The following is a 25,822-nucleotide window of genomic DNA, read 5'->3' on the forward strand; positions in this document are numbered from 1 at the left end:
AAAAACAAAAACCGGGGCTTGCCCCCGGTTTTTAGGCTATTATAAAACGAGCTAACAGAGGGGGTTTATAGATGAGAGATTGGTTTGTTAAGTGGGAAAAAGTTATAGTATTAGCTATAGTAATTTTATTTACTGCAGGGATAATATGGTGGTCAGTTGCAGCATATTTAGGTGCTTCAAAAGCAAAAGCAGCATCTAATAAGCCTTCAAGAGATAATGCAACTGCTATAATAACTAAAGCAGGAACAGAATTAGATTACCCATATTGGATAATGGATTATGAAGTAAATGATGAAGTTTCGCAAATGAGACAACAATATACCTCATATGGACAAACTTTAGATCCTGTATTTGATGAATTAGCTTTATCATATAATGCAGTAAAACAATTGTTTGATATAAAAGTAATTGAATATTATGCTGATAAAAATGGTTTAACACCAACAGATAAAGAAGTTGATAAAGCTTTTGATAAATATATAGATGATCAAATTGCTAAATTAAAAGAAAATCAAGACACATGGAAGAAATATTTGGATTACTATAAGAGCGAGGATAATTTAAGAAATTTGATAAAATCAAATTATAAAAATGCATATAGAACTCAATATATAATAAATAAAGTAAAGGATAAAGTATCAGTTATTTCAAAAGAAGAAGGATTAAAATACTTAAAAGATAATTTTAATGATTTAAAAAATAAATATGAAGAAGTTAAAGCACAACATATACTTGTTTCAGATGAAGCAACAGCAAATAAAATTAAACAAATGATAGAAAATAAAGAAATAACTTTTGAAGACGCGGCAAAAAAATATTCTAAAGATACATCAAATGCAACAAGCGGTGGAGAATTAGGATGGTTTAAACACAATACAATGGTAAAAGAATTTGAAGACGCATCATTTAATGCTACTGTAGGAGATTTGGTAGGTCCAGTAAAAACTAATTATGGATATCATATAATTAGAGTGCAGGATAAAAAAGTATTTAATAAACCAGAAGACATAATGGATAAATATCCTGAAATATATTCTGAAATTGAGAAAACATTAAAAGACGATAAATTTGTAAAATGGTTAAAAGACTATAAGGAAAGCGAAAAATTATCCTTAAAATATTTAAATGATGATATGAAATTATATGATGAGTATACTACTTTAAGTACTTCTAAAGATGAAGAAAAAATAAAAGAATTTATTAAATCTCTTGAAGATTTTGTATTTGATGAAAATGGTGAATTATCTGTAGATGTATCCACAAATGAAATGGCATTATATATTAATGCAACTAATTTATTAGAAAGTATTTTAAAAGATAGATTAGATAAATTTACAAAATACATAACATTAAAAGATGATGTTGATGAAAATGTTCTTAAATTAGGTATTGATGAAATAAATAAAAAATATGATGAAATTAGTTCTAAAATGAAAAACGTTCAAGGAGAAGAATATACGAAATTATTAAAAGAAAGATTTAAATATGAGGACGCAAGAGATTTCTTAAATCTAAAAAACGAATTAAAAGATTATACAGATGAAGAAATAGTAAAAGGTAAAACAGAATTACAAAAGGAATTAGATGAATTAAAATCAAAAAGAATAAAAGTTTTAGATGAATTATTTGCAGAATATCCAAATTCTTCTAAAACAATAGATTATTATTATCAAGAAGCTCCAGAAAATCCAGAAGTAGCCTTGAAGTATTCTGAAAACAAATTTAAAACCTATAAGCAATATTTGAAATATGTAGATGCAAATGCTATGTTCCAATATTTTGGACAACAATTAAGAGAAATTAGCTTTAATTTAAACAGAGTAGCTTTTTCAAAAGCATCAACAGAAACAAGAATAGAAGCATTAGAAACATTAATTGATTTTAATGATACATTCTCTCAAGATAAATTTTCAAAAGTTGGATATTTAGAAGAAATTAAAAAATTAGATCCAAAATACTCGGGAATAGATAAAATGATTGCTGATGCAGAAAAAGAATATCAAGAGTCTAAAAATGCAACAACAACAGAAGCAACTACAACAAATAAATAAGATAATAAAAAACAGAGAGCTTTTTTAAGCTCTCTGTTTTTATTTGGTATGTTAATAATGTGAAAAAATACTCATTAATAACTTGTTAATGATTATAATCGTGAATAAATTCATTTAATCTAATATAAACACATTTGTTATTTTTTTAATTTAAGAGTAATATATAATTGAGGGGGTGAATACTATGGAAAAATTTTATGAAAAAACCTTATTAGAAGATCTTCATGATATTCAAGATACATATGGATATATACCAGAGGAACAAATTGTTAGAATCGCTAAATCGAGGAATATGCCGAAATCGCAGTTATATGGAGTCATTTCATTTTATTCAATGTTTCATGTTAAACCTAGAGGAAGATATATTATAAGGGTTTGTGATAGTTTGTCATGTCATTTAAATAATTCTGAAAATGTTGTAGAAACGATAAAAGAATATTTGGGAATTGAATCGGGCGAAACAACGGCGGATAAAAAATTTACTCTGGAAATTGTAGAATGTTTAGGGTATTGTGGAGAAGGTCCAATTATGTTAGTAAATAATAAAGTTTACACTAAATTAACTCCACAACAAGCTGTTTCTATTCTAAAAGAATGTATATAGGGTGGTGATGCTTATGTTAGAAGAAAGAATCTTTTTAAAATCTGATATAGAAAAGACCTTTGAAAATTATGAATTTCCTGGATTAAAAAAATCATTAGAAATGAAACATGAAGATATTGTGAAAAAAATAACCGATTCTGGTTTAAGAGGAAGAGGAGGAGCGGGTTTTCCTACAGGAAAGAAGTGGGAATTTGCTTTAGCTCAAAAAAATAATGTGAAATTTTTAATATGTAATGCAGATGAAGGTGAACCAGGTACATTTAAAGATAGATATTTACTTGAAAATATGCCATTTAAAGTATTAGAAGGAATAATAATAGCAGCATATTCTGTTAAAGCAAATTTTGGATATATATACATTAGAGGTGAATATTCAAAAGCAATAGATATTTTTGAAAAAACTATAAAGGAAGCATATCATAGAGGTTTACTTGGCAAAAATATATTAGGTAGTGATTTTAATTTTGAATTAAGACTTATTAAAGGTGCAGGTGCATATGTTTGTGGAGACGAAACATCTTTAATTAATTCAATTGAAGGGAAAAGAGGTTTTTCAAGAATAAAACCACCATATCCTGTTCAAAAGGGATTATATGATAAACCTACTGTAGTAAATAATGTAGAGACTTTGGCAACAGCAGCAGAAATAATGAAGTATGAAGATAATATTTTTGCAAAATTAGGTACAGAGAAAAGCAGAGGAACAAAATTAGTTTCAATTAGTGGAGATGTTAAATTACCTGGCATTTATGAAATAGAGTTTGGTAGTGGGACAATAAAAGATATTATTGAATTAGCTGGAGGAACAAAGGATGAATTAAATTTTGTTGTTCCAGGTGGGCTAGCAACATCAATATTAAAATATGATGAAATTGATGTCCCTTATACATATGAAGACTTAGAAATTGCGGGATCCTCTGTTGGTTCTGGTGGTATGGTAGTAGTTTCTAAAAAACATGATTTAGTTGATATACTGTTGAATGTATCAGATTTTTTTGTAAAAGAAACCTGTGGAACATGTTTTCCATGTAGAGAAGGTAATAGAAATATAAAAGAAATATTATTAGAACTAAAGAAAAAAGGATACAAAGAAGAATATAAAAAGATAATAGGTGAATTAAGAGAAGCAATATTACTTGCTGCTAGATGTGGATTTGGTCAATCTTCAGTTAACTTTATTTATTCTGTTCTTGATAAATTTTTTTATGAAGAGGTGAGATAGATGAAATCTATCTCTAAAATAGAAATAGGAATTTTATTAAAATTGATTTTTTCACCGGAGGTGAGATAGATGAAATCTATCTCTAAAATAGAAATAGGAAATTTTTCAAAATTAATTTTTTCACCGGAGGTGAGATAGATGAAAATTACAATTAATAATAGAGAATATGATATGCCAGAGAATATATCTATTTTAGAAGCGGTAAAAAAAGCTAATATAAAAATACCAACCTTATGTTATATAGAAGGTAAAGAACCATATGGGGGATGTAGATTGTGTATTGTTGAAGTTGAAGGTTCAAAAACATTGGTTCCATCATGTGCAGTAAAAATTAGTGAAGGGATGAAAATAAAAACACATTCGGAAAAAGTAAGAAAAGTTCGAAAAACGATAATGCAGTTGATAGTAGCTTCACATGGCATAAGCTGTGAATTAAATTGTTTAACATGTCCAAAAGCTACAAGTTGTGAATTGAAAATAATTGCAGAAGAGATAGGCGTAACAAAAATAAATATACCTCCAGTAGAAAAAAATTTACCTACAGATTTTTCGAGTTATTCAATTGTTAGAGAACCAACAAAATGTATCGTATGTGGAAGATGTATTAGAACATGTTCTGAAGTTCAAAGCGTTAATATATTTACATTTGCAAATAGAGGACCAAATACAATAGTAACAACATTTATGGATGAAGGTATGGGAAATGTTGATTGTACAAATTGTGGTCAATGTGTTATGAATTGTCCGACAGGTGCTTTGCATGAAGTATATCATATTGATGGAGTATGGAAAGCAATTAATGACCCAGAAAAAATTACTGTCGTACAAACAGCACCTGCCGTTAGAGTGGCTATTGGAGAACCATTTGGACTGGAACCTGGAACTATTTCTACTGGAAAAATGGTTGCGGCTTTAAGATTATTAGGCTTTGATAAAGTTTTTGATACTAATTTCACAGCTGATTTAACCATAGTAGAAGAAGGAACAGAATTTATCCAAAGATTCAAAGAAGGCGGAAAGCTACCATTATTTACATCATGTAGTCCTGGATGGATAAAGTTTATTGAACATAATTATCCTGAATTTCTACCTCATCTTTCTTCTGCAAAATCACCGCAACAAATGTTCGGAGCAGTTGCAAAACATTATTATGCAAAGAAATTAGGTGTTCCTAAAGAAAAATTAGTAGTTGTTTCTATAATGCCATGTACAGCAAAAAAATATGAAATGCATAGACCTGAATTAGCTGGTGATATCGATTTTGTATTAACCACAAGAGAATTAGCAAAGATGATAAAAGAATCGGGGATAGACTTTAAAAATCTTCCTAAAGAAGAATATGATGATCCATTTGGAATATCAACAGGTGCAGGAGCAATATTTGGAGCATCAGGTGGAGTTATGGAAGCAGCTTTAAGAACAGCATATAAAATATTAACAGGAAAAGAGCTTGAAAAATTAGATTTTACATCAGTAAGGGGATTAGCAGGTGTAAAAGAAGCGGAAGTTGAAATTAACGGGAAAATAATAAAAGTCGCTGTTGTTAATACTTTAGGAAAAGCAAGACAATTGCTTGAAAAGATGAAAAATGGAGAAGTGGAATATCACTTTGTGGAATTTATGGCATGTCCAGGTGGATGTATAGGTGGTGGAGGACAACCAATTCCAACTACAGAAGAAGTTTTACTTAAGAGAATGGAAGCAATATATGAAATAGATTATGATTCAAAATTAAGAAAATCTCATGAAAATCCTGCAGTAAAAAAATTATATGAAGATTTTCTTGAAGAACCAAATAGTGAAATTGCACATCATTTGCTACATACACATTATATAGCAAGAAGTTAAAAATCTAAAAAACTCCCCGAAAAAATCGGGGAGTTTTTTGGTGGCCAGGGACAGAATCGAACTGTCGACACCTGGATTTTCAGTCCAGTGCTCTACCGACTGAGCTACCTGGCCATCTAATAAAATGGTGGGTGCTGCAGGGATCGAACCTACGACCTTCTGCTTGTAAGGCAGACGCTCTCCCAGCTGAGCTAAGCACCCGCATCTTTTCTTCTTGGCGCCCCCAACGGGATTTGAACCCGTGCCTTTGGCGTGAAAGGCCAATGTCCTAGGCCGCTAGACGATGGGGGCATCAATCACAACCGACATATATAATATCAGAAAATAAGGAAAAAGTCAAGAAAACAAAAGGTTAAAAAGTTTAAGATATGATTTCTAATTTTGGAATATTAATCAATAAAGAAAATAATTTTTCAAAGGCACGTTTTCTATGGCTAATTTTATTTTTAATACTTTCTCCAAGTTGCCCAAAGGTTAAAGTTTCACCATTAGGAATAAATATTGGATCATATCCAAAACCCTTTTTTCCTAAAATAGAAAAAGCGATTTTTCCTTTTACTTCACCTTCTACCGAAAATAAGATATTATTTTTTGGATTATAATATGTTGCAGAACATACAAATCTTGCATCTCTTTTTTCAAAAGGTACATTTTCCAGTTTTTTTAAGATATATTTCATTTTATCTTTATAAGAATAATTTTCCATAAATCTTGCAGAATATACTCCTGGAAAACCATTTAAAATTTTTATTTCTAATCCAGAATCATCTGCAATAACTGGTGCTCTTAAAACATGAGCAGTTTCAATGGCTTTTTTTATAGAATTTTCGAGAAAAGTCTTGCCATCTTCATTAACTTCGAAATCTTTTAAAATTTCGAACATTCCTTTTATTTGTATATTTTTAGGTTTAATCTCATTAATTTCTTTTAATTTATGTTTGTTATTAGTCGCCAGATAAATTATCATTTCCCATACCAACCTCTTTCAAATTTTTAGCAGCTTCAGAAGGATTAGCTTGATGGAATATTCCAGCACCTACTACAAATTCCATAACACCTGCTGCGTATAATGTTCTTATATTCTTTAAGCCAACTCCCCCATCAACTTCTATAACAACATTATAATTTTTTTCATCGATTATTTTTTTTAATTTTTTAATTTTATCAATAGTTTCAGGAATGAATTTTTGACCAGTAAATCCCGGATTTACACTCATAATAAGTATTCTATCAACAAAAGGTAAAATTTCTTCTAATAAGAAAACAGGAGTGTGAGGATTTAAAGAAACACCTGCATCACATCCTAAATCCTTTATTTTTGTTATTGTACGATGCAAATGGGTAACTGCTTCATAGTGAACGGTTATTCCGTTAACACCAAGTTTTGCATAATCTTCGATATATCTATCAGGATTTATAATCATTAAATGAGCATCAAGGTATTTTTTTGTAATGTTTCGTACAGATTTTATTATTGGAGTTCCAAAAGAAATATTTGGAACAAATAATCCATCCATAACATCTAAATGTATGCCATCAATATTATTTTCTACGTTTTTAATCTCTTCTCCTAATTTTGAAAAATCAGCAGCTAAAATTGAAGGATATATTTTCATTTCCATCTCTTCCTCCTTATTTTTTTATTGTATTCTACAACCTCATTATATATTTTCAAATAGTTATTATATCTTTTTTCAGAAATCTCTTTATTTTGAACAGCTTCTTTTACTGCACAATGTGGTTCATTAATATGAACACAATCATTAAAACCACAATACATGGAAGGTTCTTGAAACTCAATAAAAAATTTTTGTAATTCTTCAGGTTCAAAATCATAAATATCAAGAGCAGCAAAACCAGGAGTATCAGCAACAAAACCTCCAAAATTAAATTCTAGTAATTCGGTATATGTAGTTGTGTGCTTTCCTCTTTGTAATTTCTCGGAAATTTCTCCAACACGCAATTTAAGACCGGGATTTATAGCATTTAGAAGTGATGATTTACCAACTCCAGACATGCCAGCAAAAGTTGAAATCTTGTTTTTTAAATATGGTTTTATCTCTTCAATACCAATATTTTTCTTTGCACTAGTCAATACAACAGGATATAAACGGGAATATATATTTAAGAATTCATCAATTTCATCTTTTTCCAACAAATCAACTTTATTCAAGACAATTATACATTCAAGATTATTTTTTTCGACTTGAACTAAAAATTTATCTATTATTAAATAATCAACTTTTGGACTTTTTAAACAAGTCACTAAAACAGTTTGATCCACATTTGCAATTTTAGGTCGATATAATAAATTTTTTCTTGGCAATATATTTTCTATTTTAGCAGCACCATTTTCCATAGAATATTCTACATAATCTCCAACGATTGGCGTGATCTTTTGTAATTTAAATTTTCCTCTTAAGAAGGCAGTTATTTTCTCATTTGTATTCAAATCTATTAATTCTAAAGTATTAGAATGAAATCTAGTAACAATACCTTTATAAATATTCACTAATTCACCTCCGAAGATGAAACCTTTAATATAATGATATCTCCTTCATTTACTGGTGTTCCAGGAGAAGGATTCATGTCAATAACAGTATCAATCTTTTCATTAGAATTATATATTTTAATAATTTTATAATTCAAATTATATGAATTTAAAAACTGTTCAGCAACGGATAATGGAGATCCAATTAAATCTGGAACTTTTAAAGTTTCTATATTACCCAATTGAACAAAAATGTGTCGCCCTTTTTTTACACGTTTCCCTGCAGAGGGTTCTGTATATAACACAATATTTCCTGTTCCTTTGACCAAAGGAACTAATCCTATTTCCTTTAGAGCATTGATAGCAGTATCTTTATTTTCTCCATCTACTTTAGGCACTATTACATAAGAATAAGAATTAACAAATATAAAAATAAATAATAGTAAAATTAATCCACCAGTAATTGCGCCTAATATAAATAAAGATAAATTTTTTATAATTTTTTTTATTATAAAGCTTATATTTTTCATTTTGTTTTAAAACCCTTTTGCCTCATTTTTAATTGTCCACAAGCGGCATCAATATCTGTTCCCTTTTCCATTCTTAAAGTAGCTTCTATATTATTATCTTTTAATTTATTAACGAAATTCGTTAGAAATCTTTTTGATGGTCTTTCAAAACCAGCAGGATTAGGATTAACGGGGATTATGTTAACCATCACTTTCAAATCTTTTAGTAATTTTGCTAATTCTTCAGCATGTTCTACTCCATCATTTAAACCCTTTATAGCAATATATTCTATTGTAACTCTATTTTTAGTTTTTTCTTGATAAATTTTACAAGATTGAATAACCTCTTCAATAGGGTATTTTGAATTTATAGGCATAATTTGATCTCTTATATAATTATTTGGAGCATGTAGAGATACTGATAATCTAATATCTAATTCAAAATCTGCAAGTTCTTCGATTTTATCTGCAATACCTGCTGTAGAAATGGTAATTCTTCTAGCTCCAAGGTTCTTCATTTTCTTGTTATTCCAATTTCTGATAGCTTTTAAAACATTATCATAATTGAGCATGGGCTCTCCCATACCCATTAATACTACGTTATTAATATTTACATCTTTTAATTTTTCTATAGCAAGCACTTGAGATACAATTTCTCCAGTAGTAAGATTTCTTTCGAAACCACTTGCACCAGTTGAACAGAATTTACATTTTAAAGCACATCCAACTTGAGTAGATATACAAGCAGAAACTCTATTTGGATAAAATAATAATACAGATTCTATAGTTCTACCATCTTCAAGTTTCCACAAAAATTTGGTAGTACCATCTATTTTTGATTCTTGAATATTTATAGGTTCTGGAATATAAATATAAAAATATTTATCTAATATTTCTCGTTGCAATTTTGAAATATTTGTCATTTCATAAAAATCAAACACATGTTTTTTAAATATCCAATCTAAAACCTGATCTACTCTGAATTTTTGTAAATTTATTTGTTTGAATTCATTTATTAATTCGTCATAACTATAATCTAAAATGTTTTTTTTAATCATTTCTTTCTCCTCCATATTAAAGTTTTTCTTAAAATACACAACATTCATAACTCCAAGTTACTTTAAAATTCATTTTATTTGCTAAATCTATAGTGTTTTGTACAGGTTGCACAATTTTATCAGCAATACCTAATAATTTCGCTTGCAAATCTTTTCTGTATTTTCCTTTTGGATGCATACAACCTAATGTCAAGGATATGTTATTAAAAATATTTTTCGCATATTCAAATATATCAACAACTTCATTTATAGAAGGAGGCGATTTTTTTTCAAAAAAGGATCCTTTAGTAGGAATAAACACTAAAAAAATAATATCTTTAATATTATAATTTTTTAAACGGTTTATTGCATCTATTTCATGAGTTAGCTTTCCACCATTGAGACCTATGGTTATATGTGGTTTAACATTAAAATTTAGTTCAAGTAAATTATCAAATGTTTTCCATATTTCATTAAATTTATCCACACCATAAACATTAATCATTGTTTCTTTATTACCAACCAGGTCAAATGAAATTGCATCACTAATATCTTTTATTTTTTTTAATTCATTATAATTCATAAATCCAGTATGGAGATTGTATTTAAAATTATATTTCTTTTTATATTCTTTTAAAATATCAACAAATTGATATACAGGAACTTTAATTTCATTATTCATTCCACCGCTTAATAATAATGAAGACATATTTGATAAATTGTCAATATCATTTATAGTAGCCATATTTTCTAAATAATGTTTATTGCAATGCTTACAATTTAGAAAACAATAATTTCCAGTTAAAGAGATGGATTTAGTATCTCTCATCTTTACAAAGTGTATTTTATTTTTCATTTATCTCACCGCTAAAATTTTCGCAAGCTTCTTTAGCTGCTAATTGTTCAGCTATTTTTTTTGATTTGCCAATTCCACGACCATACCTTTTTCCATTAATTATAGCATCTATAACAAATGTTCTATTATGTGGAGGCCCATCTTGTCTAATTAATCTATATTCTGGTCGTATTTTCAGATCTTTTTGAGTCAATTCTTGTAATCTTGTTTTATAATCAAGAAATAGCTTTCCTGCAATTGAAAGATTTATATATTCGTTTAGGTTTTTTAATGCAAAATTTTTTGCTCTTTCAAAACCTAAGGATAAATATATAGCCCCTAGAATTGCCTCAAAGAGATCTGAAATTATTGAATGTTTTTCTCTTCCACCAAATCGTTCTTCGTTTTTACTTAAAAGAATGTACTTTCCAAGACCCAGTTTTTGAGCGGCTTCAAATAATATTAATTCGCTTCCAACAGTTGCCCTAACTCTTGCCATATCCCCTTCGTTTAAGTTATATTTTTTAAATAAATGTTCTGCAATAGTTAAATTTAAAACGGAATCACCTAAAAATTCTAATCTTTCATTAGATTCAATATTTCTACCTTTTGATTTATAATCATTAGAATAAGAAGAATGACAAAGAGCCTCAAAAAGAAGCTCTTCGTCAATATCTGGGACATCAATTATGCTTTTTACCTTATTAACTATTTTCTTTTCATATTCATTCATTTATTTATTTTCTCCTTAACTGTTTCATATAATGAATCTTCATCTAATTTGAAAATTTTAAATAATGATTCATTATTTCCTGATGGTGAGTAATTATCAACATCTATAGATTCAACGCTTAATGGATTTAATTTATTTGCAACAACAGATTTAGAGAATTCTACTAATAAACCATTGTATTTATTATGGTCTTCATAAATAATCACATGAGAATTGTTAATGTAATCAGCAACAATAGATGCATCAAATTCTAATGGAGCAGAAACATTAATTACTGTTATATTTAAACCTTCTTCTTTTAATCTATCAGCAACTTTAACAGCTTTATAGGCTACACTTCCATGAGTTAATATAGTGACTTTTTCGCCTTTTCTTAAAATGTCAACTTTTCCATATTCAAACTCATAATTTTCACCAAAGTATGGATTTCCATTTTCATCTAATATTACAGGGATTTTAGATCTTCCCATAGCAATTACAACATTTCCTAATGTTGAAGCAGCATATCTAATAGCTTTATCAGTTTGATTAGGATCAGCAGGAACTATTAGTTTAGTATCGAAAAAGCTTCTTACAATACCAATATAATTTATTTCATGATGAGTTTTTCCATCTTCACCAATATCAATTCCACAATGAGTAACAGCTGTTTTTAAATTTGTATGATTTATATCATTTAATCTTTGTTGATTAAATGTTTCATCAAGGCCAAATACTCCAAAGTCTGCAAAAAATGGAACAACACCGCAAACTGACATTGCACCTGCAATAGTAGCAGCATTATGTTCTTGAATACCAATTTGAATATAAGTTTCAGGACTAACTTTTTCAAATTTTTCTAATTTTACAGAAGGTTTTAAATCACAATCAACTGCTACAATAGGAGTTTTTCCCTTATTGATTTTTGCTAAATCAGCTATAGCATTTCCAAATGCTCCTCTATTATCAATTTTATCCTCTTTTCCGTAAACAATAGGCGTGCCAGCTTCAGCAACAACAACGTTATCTTCAAATTCTAATTTTTTTCTTAATAATGGCAATTTCTTTCTCATTTCCTTATATTTTTCAATATCATTTTCTAAACCTAATTCTTTTAATGCTTTATCTGCAGCATCTTCTTTTAAAGGAGAACCATGGTATTCATGTCTATTTTCCATAAAAGAAACGCCTTTTCCGATTATTGTTTTTGCAACAATTACAGTAGGCCCTAATTTGTAATTTTTAGCTTCTTCAATAGCATTAAATAATTGTTCAAAATCGTGTCCATCAACCTCTATAATATTCCAACCAACTGATTCATATTCTTTAACAATATCAACATATAAAACATCTCTAGCTCTTCCGGAAATTTGTATATCATTATAATCAACCAATACAGTTAAATTATTTAAGTTTTCCTTTTTAGCAGTTCTTCGTGCTTCTGAAATTTGCCCTTTTGGAGACTCTCCATCGCTATGTAATACAAAAACATGATAATTTGCACCAGTAATTTTTGATGCTAAAGCCATACCAACACCAGCTGAAAGCCCTTGCCCTAAGTTACCAGTAGTCCATTCTACTCCAGGAATTCCTCTTGTTATATGACCTTCAAAAATAGAACCAGAATGTCTAAAACCTGCAATTAAATCATCTACATTAAAGAAACCCAATCTTGCTAAAGCTGAATAAACACCTGGTGATGTATGTCCATGACTAATAACAACTCTATCCCTTTTTGGGTCATAGGGGTTTTCAGGGTCTATATTAGCTAAGTTAAATACGCTCAAATACATATCGATAGAGGACATTGAACCTCCAGGATGACCTGATTTTGCAACGGTAGTCATTTTTATAATGTCGCCTCTACATATTCTTGCTAGATCTTTTAATTCGCTTAATGATTTTTTCATTTAAACTCCTCCTTCTAATAAATTTACTTAATAAAATATTTTATAATCAAAAATATTATATTTAATATAGCACTTATTAATATTGCAGTTGTTAAAGGGAAATAAAATGTAACTCCTTCTTTTTTAATTAAAATATCTCCAGGTAGTCTACCTAATTTAAAAGGAATTTTATCGGAAAAATAAAATATTAAACCTATAATAATTAATATAATTCCAAATGATATTAAAGACTTACCTATATAGTGCATATTAATCACCTAATGGGCAATTTTTTTTGAAATACTCAAAAGGTAATTTAACCATAACAGGTTGATTATTTTCGATTATTTGTAGTGTTACTTGCTTTAAAAAAGCATTTACAGTTATAACTCTAGCTGGAACATTTTCATAATCAATTGTAGATCCTTCATTAGGAATACATTTTAATGATGATTCATAAAATTCATTTTCATAGGCTAGACAGCACATAAGACGCCCACAACGACCAGAAATTTTTGCGGTATTAATGAGCATTTGCTGTGTTTTTGCCATCTCCATTTTTATAGAATCAAATTTTCTTAAAAATCTAGAGCAACAGGTAGGCTGACCACATAAACCAATTGCACCAATCATTTTTACTTCATCTCTGATTCCTATTTGCCTTAATTCTATTCTTGCTTTAAATTCTTTAGCTAATTCTTTTACAAGTTCTCTAAAATCTACTCTGGTATCTGAACCAAAATATACAATTATCTTTGATCTATCGAATATAAATCTTGCTGATAATACTCGCATAGGAAGTCCTAATTCTTTAGCTTTAATTTCAGTGACTTCTTTAGCTTTTCTGGCCATCTTTTTGTTTTCTTCGTATTTTTTAAAATCTTCGTCATTTAGTTTTCTTATAATAGAAGATACTTCGTACCCTATCTCTTCAAAAGTTAATTCTTTTGGTCCTAATACGACTTTTCCAACATCTAATCCCATATCAGTATTAATCAAAACTAAATCTCCAACTTTTAAATCTTCCCCATTTCCCGCATAATATAATATAGGAGATAATTTATAAATTTCTACTCCATATACTAAAGCTTTTAAATTAATCATTTTTTATTCCTCCTTATTTTTAAAGAAAGCCTGAATAAATCTAAGAAACATTGTTTGGATAGTCAAATCGAAATTAAAATTAGAAACATTGCTTTTAGTTATAGTTTCACACCATTTTATATTTTCATAAATTTTTTTAAAATCAAGTTTGAAATTCGCAAAACCAAAAAAATAGACCATATTGAGCGAAAAAAAATTTTTCCATTCAGAAGATAACAAAAAAACAAAAGCATCATGATATAATGCTAAAAATAGATTAGAAAAAAATTTTAATATGGATAATTTATCCTCTATGGTATTCTTATATGATATTATTGTATCAATTATTTTTTGAATTTCCATTAAGTTTAGTTTTTCAAATCTTTTTATTAGTTCAAAAAATGATTCATACTTTAATATCCTATTTTCAATTTCATTATTTTGAGACATTAAATATTTTATCAATTCTTCATTTTCCAATGAGTTGAAACTTTTTACTGTATTAAAAACATTCTCTAAATTATCAGTGTTTTCTAATATATAATAGGCACATTCATAATCATTTCTAATTGAGTAGGAAAAGTTAATATAATAATTTGAATAGTCTTTTTTTATTCTATCAATAATATCAGGATTGGGTAATAGTATTTTATATAGTTCTACTTCTAATAGTTGGTAATAAGTTATACCATTTAGTCGTTGTTGCAATAATAATAGCATATTCAGGAGGTTCTTCGAGGGTTTTTAAAATAGAATTTGCAGCCTGAATATTCATTTTATCAATTTCATGAATAATAATCAATTTATATTCTGAAAAATTAGGTTTATATAATAAAAATTCCTGAATTTCACGAATATCAATAATTTTAATATTTCCATCTTTTGGATAAATTTCCAATATATCATTTTGATTTATCTTATTTTTGATATCACTAATACTTTTTTCTAAAATAAAATTATCTTGATTTACTAAACATATAGAAGAGCCAGAGAAATTAAAAAGTTTTTCTATCAATATTTCCACCCCATTTATTTATATAAATCCAAAAGTAATCCATTTATTAAATCGATCTTTTTAGCATAAAGGAAAGCACCACTTTCCCCTTTTAACAAGTTATCTGTTAAATCTTTTAATTCATTGTTAACTTTTTCCGCAACCACAAAATAATTTTTTTCTTTAAAGTTCATTTTTGAGTTAAGTTTATAGAGGTTTTTTTCTATTTTTTTTAGAAACTCCTTTACGCTTTTTCTGTATTTGTTTAAATTACTTTCTATTGGTGATCTTTTGAATTCTGCACCATATTCCTCAATTTTTTCCAGCAATTTATTTAAATCCTTTTTTATAATTTCAATTTCGTTTAATTCCATAATTTCAGTAAAAGCTATCTTTTTTTTATGTGAGATTGTTTTATGTGATTTAGATGATTTTTTCTTTTTTATTTTTTTTTCATCAGATTTTTGCGGGGAATTTCCTGATAAAGGATTAATAAACATATGCCCACCTCCGGTGAGAACTTATATATATCTATATTATACTACAAAAAAGAAAAAAGGGGGTATCCCCTTTTTTAAGCTTTTATATGAGATTTTGTAAGTTTAATAATAACTTTTCTATAGGGTTCTAAACCAACAGATTCAGTTTCTAAATGCGGGTATTGTTTCCTAACATATTCGTGGACAATTCTTCTTTCATATGAAAACATAGGAGCTAATTCTATTTTTTCAATATCATCATTTAATCTTTTAACAGCATTATCTACTATTTCATAAATTCTTTCCTTTTTCTTTCTTCTATATTCGCCAACATCTAAGTTAATATCAATTTTAGTGCTAGATAATCTGTTTACAAAAATCGATAAAATATGCTGCATAGCTCCAATAGTTCTTCCATACTTTCCGATTAGTTTTCCGAGGCCATCTCCATCCATCCTAATTAAAATATTTTTTCCTTGAAAATTAATTGAATAATCAAAATCTCCATCAAAATGATATAAGATGGAACTTAAAAAATCATTAAGTTTATTCATTAAATACTTTTCATTTAAGAATGCGCTAATTATAGCATTTTTATTACCAATTCCTAAGAAACCTTTTTTAGGTTGCTGAATTACTTCAAAGCTAATTTCTTCAGGGGAAACATCGTAAAATCTTATCGCTTCGTCAAATGCTAAATCAATACTTTTTCCTTCAAACTGTTTTTCTCGAATCTTTATATTCATTTCGAGCACCTCCTAATATTAAGACTATTTTGATGTTTTATAAGGTTTTGGACCAAGGCCTAAAAATTCTCTTATCGTCAAACCTTTTACATTATTTTTCTTATTTACATATGCGGTGATAAATATTTGTAAAACAGCATTTGTTACCCAATAGATAAATATACCTGTAGGTAAATTTATAAATAAGAATGGGAAAATTACCATCATTATAGAGGTATTCCATGCTGTCTTTCTATCTGTTGCAGACTGTAAAGCGTTATATAAATATGCTATTACACTTAATAAAACTAGAACAATATTTTGTTTGAACCCACCTTGGGATAAATCAGACCAAATTAAGAATTGTGGATTATAAGCAAATGTTCCTTGATAATAATTAATTGCTCCATATAATATCCAGAATATAGGTAGTTGTACAAATGCTGTTAAACATCCGCCAGCTGGATTTATATTGTGTTCTTTATAAAGAGTCATTAATGCTTGTTGTTGTTTTTGCGGATCTTTGTATTTTTTCTTTATTTTTTCAATTTCTGGTTGTAACTTTCTCATTTCAATCATGGATTTAGTTTGCCTATGATATAGTGGGTATAAAAGGGTTCTTATAACAACTGTAAATATCATTATAGCCCAACCAAAATTACCAGTAAATTTGTATAACCACCATAAGAAGGTTACAAAACCATAATTTATATACCATAACCAATTTATAGCTCCCACTTTTTTAGCTAAAGCTTTTATTCTATCGTATTTCTCTGGGAATACTTGTTTAATAAATATAAATTTAGCAGGCCCCATATAAGCTTTAAAAGTTTCATCTCCAGAAATTTTAATGCTTTGATCTTCTATATTAAGTTTATTTGAATCAAAAATAAATATAGATTTTATAGGTTTATTTAAATAAGAAAGTAACAATTCATTTTCTGTCGCAACTGTATCAGGATAAGATATAGTAGGTATTATAATCTTTCCGGATAAATTTTTAAAAGATACTTCAAAATTATAATATGGTCCATTAAAAAACTTATAACTTTTTATACCACCATTTTTAAAGTAATATTTTATTTCTACAAAATTATTAATATGGTTTTCTGAAATATCAAAAGATGTTGGCAATATCTCATTACCATTTTCATCATATAAATCAAAACTATCGTTATAATAATTATAAATCTTAATAAAAATAGTATTGCTTCTGTTCTGAAGGATTTCAAAATCTTTCATATGACCATAATTATCAAAAGAGACTTTATATAATCTCATTTGTAATTTTATTTCAGTAGATGATGAGGTTATATTATAATTAGGAGTTTGAGAGAAAATAAAAACCCCTAGGACCATTAGTCCTATAATTAAAATTAACTTTTTCAATTTTTTACACCCCTTTGTTTATTTTTTGTTGATGGTATAAATACAAATTTCTCTGGGACTGGATCAATACCACCTTGATGAAACGGATTGCATCTTAAAATTCTTAATATACCTAAATATAAGCCTTTTAAGACGCCGAATTTCTCTATTGCTTCATATGTATATGTGGAACATGTTGGATAATATATACATTTCGAAGGTTTATAAGGTGAAATATACTTTTTATAAAATTTAATTAGTCCCAAAAATATTTTTTTCATTTTAAACGCTCCGATATACTAAAAATAATTTCCTTTATATCTTCAAATGATAAATTGTGGAATTCTTTTGATAATTTTTTTCGTGGTAAAAAAACTATATCATAATCTTGTGGAAAGAGACTCTTATTTCTACGATATATTTCTCTGATATATCTTTTTAATTTATTCCTTTTATGAGCTTTTCCAAATTTTCTTTTTATTGTAATTCCTATTCTAGAAAAACCAAGATTATTTTTTGTGTAAACAACAACAAAATAATCATTTATCTGTCTCTTTCCACAAGAAAAAACTTTATCAAAGTCTTTTTTGAAATGAATTCTTTCTCTCTTCTTTAAAGTTTCTTTCATATTAAACAGCTAGTCTTTTTCTTCCTTTAGATCTTCTTCTTCTTAATACAGCTCTACCACCAGGAGTTTTTGTTCTTGCTAAGAATCCGTGTGTTCTTCTTCTTTTTGTCCTGGAAGGTTGATAAGTTCTTTTCATTTGAATTCCTCCTTTATAAATATATAATTTATTTTTATAATAGCCTTCACCTATTATACCCTTAAAATATTTTTTATGTCAATATAAAACGTTACAATTATTTTTTTTTTAAGAAAAAATTCGGGCACTCCCCCGAATTTTTAAAGTCTTTTTAATTGATCTTTTCTCATTGATATCAATTGAAGTAATTTCATCATCTCTTCTTCTGTATTTTCACCTATTTTGAAATCACAATGATAATATCCTTTGAATATCTCCTCTTTATGAACAATTTCTCCTAATAATTTTATTTTTGTACCCATAGCATCAAAAGTTAATACAAGTTTGGTATCACCTATTTTTTCAATTTTATCTTTTAAAGCATAAAAAATAATGTTTGATTTGGAAATGCTTTCTATAGATGCTTTAAATGCTTTTTCATTATCAAGACGCCAAACATATTTGTTGACAAAAATAACTCGTTTTAAAGGAACACCAATTCCGGTAATACTCAATTTTATAGAAAAACTACTCTCTCCTTTTTTTATCTCCTTTTTTTTCAAAATATAACCTAATTTATTTTTCCCTACAATAGTAAAATCATTTTTTATCAAACTATTATTTAAATAATATTCTAAATGTATAGAATTTCCGAAATTAAAAAATGTATTTTGTAAATCGATAATTTTATTTTTAACAATGATATTTTTTTCTGGTAAGAATATATTAATAAAATCTTTTCTTGAATTAATTATTTTAACCTCTAATGAGATATTTTCATTGTCTATATTAAAGATAGCATAAGCATTGCTGTGCCTAAATAGCGATGGTTGGATAATTCCACCATAAAATTCTGGTATTATTTTTATAACTGTCTCAACAACTGTTTTATCTAGTTTTCCATCTTGAACCATTTTTAATAAAACTTTTGGAGCATCTTCTATATTTAAAGCTTTTCTCCATGGTCTATTTGAAAGTAAAGCATCAGTAACTTCTGCAACTGTTAATATTCTAGATAAAATGGAAATATCATAATTTTTTTTGCCGTAATAACCAGATCCGTCTAAATACTCATGGTGATATTTTGCAATTTCAACAAATTCAGAAAAAAAATCATTTCCTGCAAATAATAATTCTAATTTTTTAGTATGTTGTTTAACTTCTTCTGTTTCTAGAGGAGATAATTTATCAGGTTTTTGCAAAATATCTTTTGATATCCACATTTCGCCCAAATCATGTATTAAAGCAGAATAATAAACTTTTTCTATTTTTGTTTGATCCAAGTTTAAATTTTCTGCCAACAAAACTGATAAGTCAGCTATTCTTAAAGAATGATAATAAGTATAAGCATCATGAGCTTTTAATAAATAAAACAAAGTGCTGATAGTTTGTTCAATAAAATAGTCTTTATAAGCACTATCTTTTACATCAAGAATAAGAATTAGAAAATTTTTTAATTGATCATAAAACAGCTCTCTTAGACTTTTAACATCATCATATTTTGTATTCTTTTTCATAAAAACATATATAAATCCAACAGTTTCATCTCTAAATATAATATTTTGTCCTATAGCAAAATAATCATCTTCTTTATTTTCAAAAAAATGTTTATTAATTGATTCATCATATAGTACAGTATCAAAATTATTTATATGAAATTTATCTTCTACAGAGAAATACATTCCGTTCATTGAATAATCAATATTCATATTTGTTGAATCATAGTATATAATAGTTTTGTATAAATTATCGGAAATCTTTACCCCTAATATCAATCTAAAATCATCAAGCGGAATATTTGGAATAATTGAATTAAAGGTTTCTATATAATTGCTCATATTATTCACCTACTAGTTTAAAATTGTTTGAAGTTCCAATTATAATATACATATCGTTTTTTAATAATTCTGGAGATTTTATATTATTGATTTTTAATAAATAATCAATAGATACTCCAAACATTCTCGAAATTCCATATAAAGTATCACCTGATTTAACTTTATAATATATATAATTATCCTCTTTTCTATCTTCTTTAAAATATTTTTCAAAAACAGAATTATCCAAGGAATAAATTTCTCGTGGGTAAGTATCCTTAATAACGATAGAAAAATTATTTAAATTTAAATTTGTAGAATCTTGAGAAACTTTTTCTCCATGAACAGAAACATTTTGATACAATATCAGAATAGATATATTTGCATTTTGTATTTCACTTGAATATTTTTTTATGATATTGTTCGTGCTAAAAACTTTAAACTTATTTTTATTATAATCGTTATTTCTTTCGATTAAACCTATTACAAAAATTTCATTGTTTCTATATAGATATTTTGTATATGGTAAATAATATTCTTTATCATTATAGGATAAATTTGCCAAAAGAAAAGGCATATTTTTATCAAATAAATCATTATTAATATCAAAATCTAAAAAAGATTTATAAGCGGGTATTTCGTAATATCCAATATTACTTTGAGAAAAATTTGTTGCAAAAAAAGATAAGGATAATATTATATAAAAAATTATTATAAATTTTTTCAATTTAATCCCTCCAGTATTTTCAAGGATAATTATATCATAAAATTTTTAAATTTCATTATATATATCAATAAAAATAGTTTCCAAATCGAATTTTTCTTCAAGTATTTTTGCAATAGCTTTTACCCCAAAAGTTTCTGTCGAATAATGTCCAGCATTTATATAAGAAATATGCATTTCTTTCGCTATATCTCTAATGTGTTCTTTAACTTCACCAGTAATATAAGTATCAACTTTCCCCTCTAAAGATTCTAAAGCATAAGAAGCACCACCAGATATTATGGCTATTTTTTTTACGTAATCATTATTTTGATAAATAAACAAATCTTTTCTATTAAAAACTTTTTCTAACTTCATTTTAAAATTATCAAAAGGAATTTCATTGTCAAATTCTCCAATAATTCCAACATCAAAAGATTCATAAGAAAACAATTCTAATTTTTTTGCTATTTGAGCATTATTTCCATATTCTAAATGAGCATCTAAAGGTAGATGATACCCCATTAACGTCATATCTTTTTTTATTACATTTTCTATTCTTTTTTTAAAATATCCCCTTATTTTGAAAAAATCTTTTCCGAAAATACCATGATGTACTAACATCATATCAGCATTAATATTTATTGCTTTATCAAGAAAATCTTTATTAAAAGAAACTCCAACAGCAATTTTTTTGACTTCGGGATTTCCTTCTATTTGAATACCATTAAAACAAAAATCATTGAATTTATTAATTTCAAGTAGATCATTTAAAAATGTTTCAATTTCAAAAATATTAGCCATTATTTCACCTCCATCCTTGATATTATAGCACAAAAAAGAATTTCATAAAAAGAACTCAAACTTTCAATTGAAGTAATCAATAAAAAACTCCCCTTACAGGGGAGTTTATATTACAAGATTATATAATTGCTAATTCGTTTTCTTTATCAAATACGTGCATTGTTTCCATTTCTAAAATAAGTTCTACTTCACTATTTTCCTTTGCTGTAGTTGTTGGATCTACTTTTGCAACCATATATTGGCCACCTACTGTAACGTGTAATAATGTTTCACTTCCTAAAGGTTCTGCAACATCAACTTTTCCTTTAACAACGTCATTTGTATGTTCTCCTTTATATATAGATTTATCATGAATATTTTCTGGCCTTATACCAAAAACAATATCTTTATCTACATATGATTCTAATTTTTCATTAAATTGATTTGGAACTTTTACTTTTAATTCATTTGCTACTACCCATAATTCCCCATTCTCTTTAGCAATTTTAGCTTCTAAGAAATTCATAGGAGGAGTTCCAATAAATCCTGCAACAAATTTATTTGTTGGTTTAAAATAAACTTCATGTGGAGTTCCAATTTGTTGAATAACTCCATCTTTCATAATAACTATTTTATCAGCCATTGTCATAGCTTCAACTTGGTCATGAGTAACATAAACAATTGTAGCATTTAATCTATGATGTAATTTTTTTAATTCGGATCTCATTTGAACCCTTAATTTAGCATCTAAGTTTGATAATGGTTCATCAAATAAGAAAACCTTAGGATCCCTAACAATAGCCCTACCAACAGCAACCCTTTGTCTTTGACCACCTGATAATTGTTTTGGTTTTCTGTCTAATAAATGAGCAATGTCTAAAATTTGTGCTGCATTTTTAACTCTTTGATCAATTTCTTCTTTAGGGAATTTTCTTAATTTTAAACCAAAAGCCATATTGTCATATACAGTCATATGTGGGTAAAGAGCATAGTTTTGGAAAACGAATGCTATGTCTCTATCTTTAGGTTCTACATCATTAACAACCTTTCCATCAATAAGTAATCTACCTTTAGTAATTTCTTCTAAACCAGCAATCATTCTCAATGTTGTAGTTTTACCACAACCAGAAGGACCTAATAAAACACAAAATTCTTTGTCTTCAATAGTAAAACTTGCACTTTTTACAGCATGAAATCCATTAGGATAAATCTTATCAATATTTTCCAATACAACTTGTGCCATAATTACACCTCCGAATTAATCTAAATTTTCAATTTCTTTAAATATATCTTTAATTTCATTATATTTAGAGGGATCACCTATTTCCATTAAATACAAATCCCTAATTTCATCGATAAAATTCATTAATTTTTTAAATTTGTCAAAACCAATCAAAACAAATTCAGGTTTTCCATTTTTAGTTAAAACAATGAATTTGTTTTTAGATTCTTCTGTTGCTTGAGAAAATTTGGCTTTAGCTTCAGCTATACTATAAAACTTTAAATTTTCAATATCCATGTTATTCCTCCTTGACTATAATTATAGTCATATTTAATATAATAAAAAAATTTGTTTAAATACAATAAGAATACATTACAGAATATTATAATTGATAAAGAATCAAATACTCATTTTTTTAAAGGAATTGTATTATTTAAAGTTTCAAATGACGTTATGAGATAGAAAATAAATGAGTATTAGAAATTAGTATTTAAATAATTGTTATAATATTAAGTATAATATAAGGTCTTTGTTATTTAAAAATTTTGATGTATAATAAAGTATAATAAATTAATATAAAAAGTCTGGAGGTAAATATGACAATAAACAAATATTTATTTATATCTCTATTCATAATAATATCTTTGATAGTTTTTTCTTCTCCGGATACATTTCAAGTAGTAGATAGAATTCCAGTTGGAGAAAGAACATTTCATATTGACATTTATGGTAATTATGCAACAATATGTAATTATAGTGGTACAGTGAATGTAATTGACTATGTAAATGGGGATAATGTGTTATATGTTGATAACGGCATTATTTCAAGGCCTATGGTAGGGTATTATATAAACAATTATTTATATGTAATAGATAATGGGGACCCTTCATTAAAGGTTATTAATAAATGGGGAAGTTTAAGTAGAAAATTAAAATTAAAGGCAAAACCGATAAATATGAAAATCTTAAAGTCTCGTTTTTTTATTACAACAACAGATCCTTTTGGAATGTATGTAGTGAATTTTAAAACATTAAAGATAGAAAAATTTTATGAATTCCCTGTGAAAGCCCCATTTATATCAGTAAATAATAATGATGTTTTGGTACCTATGTATGAAAATGAAAAAGATAATATTCTTAATACTTATAAGTTGTTGTTTAGATATAGTGATGAAAAATTTATTATGAATTTAAAAAGAATATTATTTCCTATAGATATAGAGAAATATAAAGATAAATATTATTTAGGAGAATATTTTGATGGAGGAATTTATGAATTTTGGGATAATTATCAAAAGAAAATAGCACAATTTGGTAAAAAATTACTTAATATAGGGATTTTTAATGACCATATTATAGGTAATTCTCTTTTTGGAGGTATATACATTTATTCTTTTAAAGATAAGACCACTAAAGTTATTCTTAAAGATATACCAATCACTGATTTTGATTATAATAGTTCAAACGATTTTTTATTTGCAATTTCACATATAACAGGAGAATTTTTTGTAATTGATAAAAATTTCAAGGTATATGAAAAATTAAATCTAGATGGTTATCCGATTGATGTAGAGGTTCCAACAGATAATATTATACTGGTTTTATGTACAGACGGAAAAGTATTAGATATTATAAGAAGATTTTAATTAAATTTTTTGAGTTAATATAAGTTTCCGCTAATTGTTTTCTGAACTTTATTTCAACTGAAATAAAGTTATAATTATATATATTAGATAATGGATCAATTAGATCAGCTTCTGTGTTATAAAATAAATTATAGTTTTTATCAATAGTTTTAAAAACCCTATAATTTTTTTGATTTTTATACATTATGACTGGAACTCCTAAATAGAGAGATAATAGTCCGCCATGTAATCTATCAGAAATTACAAATTCGGATTTAAGTATTTCATCAATAATATTTCGTTCATCTGTTATTGGAAATGATATATTTATCTCATTTTTATGATTTTCATAAAATTCATATGCTATAATAGAATCTTGAGACTTATTAAATATTATTGGAGTTATTCTCTTTATGTTTATTTGTTTTAACAAATATATAACTTTTTCCCAATCTTTTTTATATTTCATGATAATAGAAATATGGCCTTTTTGAGAATCTTTTTTAAAGGAATAATCATTATATTTTAACATACCGATATCAACACCAAGTTCCAAATTTTTAGAAAATCTTTTTGAAAAAATATAACTTGATTTATCTCTTAATATTCCATATAAATTCTTATACTTTAGAATTTTTGTTAATTCTTTTGTTGCAAATTTATGTTTAAAATGCCCAAATCCTTGTGAAAGAAAAATAATATCCTTTTTATAGTGCTTTGCTATTTTTATTAAAAAATCATAATACAAGAAACTTCTTAAAGAAGTCTCACTTTGTAGGAGATTTCCACCACCAAATATTAATACATCAATATTTTTAATTGTATTGATTAAATTCAGAAAATCAAATTTTTCAATATTAAAAATTTTAAAATCATAATGTTTATTGATATTAATTTTATCCGAAAGAATATATAATTTTCCATTAAAATTCAGATCTTCAAATATTTTTAATATCGATTCAAAAAGCATTTCATCGCCAAGGTTATTTTTTCCATAGTATCCAACAAGAAAAATTTTTTTCATCGCATCATCTCCTTAGGTTTTTTATCCTTTACGTAGAATTATTAATCAGGAGGCGGTT

Annotated in this window: 29 protein-coding genes and 3 tRNA genes; 5 read left to right on the forward strand and 27 right to left on the reverse strand. The window is 26.9% G+C overall.

Annotation, left to right across the window (positions count from 1 at the left end):
* Positions 1-71: 71 nt before the first annotated feature.
* The 4 genes from ACZ5CK_RS01895 to ACZ5CK_RS01910 all read left to right on the forward strand — a co-directional run bounded on the left by ACZ5CK_RS01895 (position 72) and on the right by ACZ5CK_RS01910 (position 5,725).
* Positions 72-2,051, forward strand: coding sequence for a peptidylprolyl isomerase (locus ACZ5CK_RS01895; RefSeq protein ID WP_464582220.1), 1,980 nt, complete (start codon positions 72-74; stop codon positions 2,049-2,051).
* Positions 2,052-2,235: 184 nt separating this feature from the next.
* Positions 2,236-2,655 carry an NADH-quinone oxidoreductase subunit NuoE gene (gene nuoE, locus ACZ5CK_RS01900; RefSeq protein WP_464582221.1) on the forward strand — a complete coding sequence of 140 codons (420 nt, stop codon included), beginning with the start codon at positions 2,236-2,238 and terminating at the stop codon, positions 2,653-2,655.
* Between the two features lie 13 nt (positions 2,656-2,668).
* The gene (locus ACZ5CK_RS01905) at positions 2,669-3,877 is read left to right on the forward strand and encodes a complex I 51 kDa subunit family protein (RefSeq protein WP_464582222.1); all 1,209 of its coding nucleotides are present in this window, start codon (positions 2,669-2,671) and stop codon (positions 3,875-3,877) included.
* Between the two features lie 138 nt (positions 3,878-4,015).
* Entirely contained in the window at positions 4,016-5,725 is a 1,710-nt protein-coding gene (locus tag ACZ5CK_RS01910; RefSeq protein WP_464582223.1) for an NADH-dependent [FeFe] hydrogenase, group A6, read from the forward strand.
* A gap of 38 nt (positions 5,726-5,763) precedes the next feature.
* Here the strand turns inward: ACZ5CK_RS01910 and ACZ5CK_RS01915 are convergent.
* The 26 genes from ACZ5CK_RS01915 to ACZ5CK_RS02040 all read right to left on the reverse strand — a co-directional run bounded on the left by ACZ5CK_RS01915 (position 5,764) and on the right by ACZ5CK_RS02040 (position 23,412).
* Positions 5,764-5,839, reverse strand: a tRNA-Phe gene (locus tag ACZ5CK_RS01915).
* An 11-nt stretch (positions 5,840-5,850) separates the two neighbouring features.
* A tRNA-Val gene (locus tag ACZ5CK_RS01920) sits at positions 5,851-5,926 on the reverse strand.
* Positions 5,927-5,940: 14 nt separating this feature from the next.
* Positions 5,941-6,016: transfer RNA gene (locus ACZ5CK_RS01925), tRNA-Glu, on the reverse strand.
* Positions 6,017-6,086: 70 nt separating this feature from the next.
* Entirely contained in the window at positions 6,087-6,692 is a 606-nt protein-coding gene (gene rdgB, locus ACZ5CK_RS01930) for an RdgB/HAM1 family non-canonical purine NTP pyrophosphatase (protein ID WP_464582224.1), read from the reverse strand.
* On the reverse strand, positions 6,670-7,347 hold the full coding sequence (rpe, locus tag ACZ5CK_RS01935; RefSeq protein ID WP_464582225.1) for a ribulose-phosphate 3-epimerase: 678 nt from the start codon (positions 7,345-7,347) through the stop codon (positions 6,670-6,672). Before rpe ends, rdgB begins: the two co-directional genes overlap by 23 nt.
* The gene (gene rsgA / locus ACZ5CK_RS01940; protein WP_464582226.1) at positions 7,338-8,237 is read right to left on the reverse strand and encodes a ribosome small subunit-dependent GTPase A; all 900 of its coding nucleotides are present in this window, start codon (positions 8,235-8,237) and stop codon (positions 7,338-7,340) included. Before rsgA ends, rpe begins: the two co-directional genes overlap by 10 nt.
* Positions 8,237-8,746 carry a PASTA domain-containing protein gene (locus ACZ5CK_RS01945; RefSeq protein ID WP_464582227.1) on the reverse strand — a complete coding sequence of 170 codons (510 nt, stop codon included), beginning with the start codon at positions 8,744-8,746 and terminating at the stop codon, positions 8,237-8,239. Before ACZ5CK_RS01945 ends, rsgA begins: the two co-directional genes overlap by 1 nt.
* Entirely contained in the window at positions 8,743-9,783 is a 1,041-nt protein-coding gene (rlmN, locus tag ACZ5CK_RS01950) for a dual-specificity RNA methyltransferase RlmN (RefSeq protein ID WP_464582228.1), read from the reverse strand. The genes ACZ5CK_RS01945 and rlmN overlap by 4 nt, the downstream gene beginning before the upstream one ends.
* A 28-nt stretch (positions 9,784-9,811) precedes the next feature.
* Positions 9,812-10,618 carry a radical SAM protein gene (locus ACZ5CK_RS01955; protein ID WP_464582229.1) on the reverse strand — a complete coding sequence of 269 codons (807 nt, stop codon included), beginning with the start codon at positions 10,616-10,618 and terminating at the stop codon, positions 9,812-9,814.
* Complete coding sequence (rnc, locus tag ACZ5CK_RS01960; protein ID WP_464582230.1) at positions 10,608-11,330, reverse strand: ribonuclease III; 723 nt, start codon at positions 11,328-11,330, stop codon at positions 10,608-10,610. The genes ACZ5CK_RS01955 and rnc overlap by 11 nt, the downstream gene beginning before the upstream one ends.
* Positions 11,327-13,219 (reverse strand): transketolase, encoded by a 1,893-nt coding sequence (locus ACZ5CK_RS01965; RefSeq protein WP_464582231.1) that lies wholly within the window; start codon positions 13,217-13,219, stop codon positions 11,327-11,329. Before ACZ5CK_RS01965 ends, rnc begins: the two co-directional genes overlap by 4 nt.
* 23 nt (positions 13,220-13,242) lie before the next feature.
* Entirely contained in the window at positions 13,243-13,467 is a 225-nt protein-coding gene (locus ACZ5CK_RS01970) for a DUF2905 domain-containing protein (RefSeq protein ID WP_464582232.1), read from the reverse strand.
* Position 13,468: 1 nt separating this feature from the next.
* Positions 13,469-14,302 carry a PSP1 domain-containing protein gene (locus ACZ5CK_RS01975; protein WP_464582233.1) on the reverse strand — a complete coding sequence of 278 codons (834 nt, stop codon included), beginning with the start codon at positions 14,300-14,302 and terminating at the stop codon, positions 13,469-13,471.
* 3 nt (positions 14,303-14,305) lie between these two features.
* The gene (locus tag ACZ5CK_RS01980) at positions 14,306-15,001 is read right to left on the reverse strand and encodes a hypothetical protein (RefSeq protein WP_464582234.1); all 696 of its coding nucleotides are present in this window, start codon (positions 14,999-15,001) and stop codon (positions 14,306-14,308) included.
* Positions 14,931-15,296 carry a hypothetical protein gene (locus ACZ5CK_RS01985; RefSeq protein ID WP_464582235.1) on the reverse strand — a complete coding sequence of 122 codons (366 nt, stop codon included), beginning with the start codon at positions 15,294-15,296 and terminating at the stop codon, positions 14,931-14,933. The genes ACZ5CK_RS01980 and ACZ5CK_RS01985 overlap by 71 nt, the downstream gene beginning before the upstream one ends.
* 14 nt (positions 15,297-15,310) lie before the next feature.
* Positions 15,311-15,775: a YaaR family protein gene (locus ACZ5CK_RS01990; RefSeq protein WP_464582236.1), complete on the reverse strand. Its 465-nt coding sequence runs from the start codon at positions 15,773-15,775 to the stop codon at positions 15,311-15,313.
* 74 nt (positions 15,776-15,849) lie between these two features.
* Positions 15,850-16,500: an RNA-binding cell elongation regulator Jag/EloR gene (gene jag, locus ACZ5CK_RS01995; protein WP_464582237.1), complete on the reverse strand. Its 651-nt coding sequence runs from the start codon at positions 16,498-16,500 to the stop codon at positions 15,850-15,852.
* 24 nt (positions 16,501-16,524) lie between these two features.
* Positions 16,525-17,868 carry a membrane protein insertase YidC gene (yidC, locus tag ACZ5CK_RS02000; RefSeq protein ID WP_464582238.1) on the reverse strand — a complete coding sequence of 448 codons (1,344 nt, stop codon included), beginning with the start codon at positions 17,866-17,868 and terminating at the stop codon, positions 16,525-16,527.
* Positions 17,865-18,128: a membrane protein insertion efficiency factor YidD gene (gene yidD / locus ACZ5CK_RS02005; RefSeq protein ID WP_464582239.1), complete on the reverse strand. Its 264-nt coding sequence runs from the start codon at positions 18,126-18,128 to the stop codon at positions 17,865-17,867. The genes yidC and yidD overlap by 4 nt, the downstream gene beginning before the upstream one ends.
* Positions 18,125-18,475, reverse strand: a complete 351-nt coding sequence (gene rnpA / locus ACZ5CK_RS02010) for a ribonuclease P protein component (RefSeq protein ID WP_464582240.1) — start codon at positions 18,473-18,475, stop codon at positions 18,125-18,127. Before rnpA ends, yidD begins: the two co-directional genes overlap by 4 nt.
* 1 nt (position 18,476) lies before the next feature.
* Positions 18,477-18,611 (reverse strand): 50S ribosomal protein L34, encoded by a 135-nt coding sequence (rpmH, locus tag ACZ5CK_RS02015; RefSeq protein WP_464582241.1) that lies wholly within the window; start codon positions 18,609-18,611, stop codon positions 18,477-18,479.
* 140 nt (positions 18,612-18,751) lie between these two features.
* Positions 18,752-20,428, reverse strand: coding sequence for an HD-GYP domain-containing protein (locus ACZ5CK_RS02020; protein ID WP_464582242.1), 1,677 nt, complete (start codon positions 20,426-20,428; stop codon positions 18,752-18,754).
* 1 nt (position 20,429) lies between these two features.
* Entirely contained in the window at positions 20,430-21,134 is a 705-nt protein-coding gene (locus tag ACZ5CK_RS02025; protein WP_464582243.1) for a LysM peptidoglycan-binding domain-containing protein, read from the reverse strand.
* A gap of 45 nt (positions 21,135-21,179) precedes the next feature.
* Positions 21,180-21,914 (reverse strand): Nif3-like dinuclear metal center hexameric protein, encoded by a 735-nt coding sequence (locus tag ACZ5CK_RS02030; protein WP_464582244.1) that lies wholly within the window; start codon positions 21,912-21,914, stop codon positions 21,180-21,182.
* Between the two features lie 118 nt (positions 21,915-22,032).
* The gene (locus ACZ5CK_RS02035) at positions 22,033-23,136 is read right to left on the reverse strand and encodes an ABC transporter ATP-binding protein (protein ID WP_464582245.1); all 1,104 of its coding nucleotides are present in this window, start codon (positions 23,134-23,136) and stop codon (positions 22,033-22,035) included.
* Positions 23,137-23,151: 15 nt separating this feature from the next.
* Positions 23,152-23,412, reverse strand: coding sequence for a type II toxin-antitoxin system Phd/YefM family antitoxin (locus tag ACZ5CK_RS02040; RefSeq protein ID WP_464582246.1), 261 nt, complete (start codon positions 23,410-23,412; stop codon positions 23,152-23,154).
* Between the two features lie 299 nt (positions 23,413-23,711).
* On the opposite strand from ACZ5CK_RS02040, the gene ACZ5CK_RS02045 reads away from it, so the two are divergent.
* Complete coding sequence (locus ACZ5CK_RS02045; RefSeq protein WP_464582247.1) at positions 23,712-24,761, forward strand: hypothetical protein; 1,050 nt, start codon at positions 23,712-23,714, stop codon at positions 24,759-24,761.
* Here ACZ5CK_RS02045 and ACZ5CK_RS02050 read toward each other — a convergent pair.
* On the reverse strand, positions 24,745-25,764 hold the full coding sequence (locus ACZ5CK_RS02050; protein WP_464582248.1) for a polysaccharide pyruvyl transferase family protein: 1,020 nt from the start codon (positions 25,762-25,764) through the stop codon (positions 24,745-24,747). The genes ACZ5CK_RS02045 and ACZ5CK_RS02050 overlap by 17 nt on opposite strands.
* Positions 25,765-25,822 lie beyond the last annotated feature (58 nt).

The organism is Marinitoga okinawensis (genome assembly GCF_055387075.1).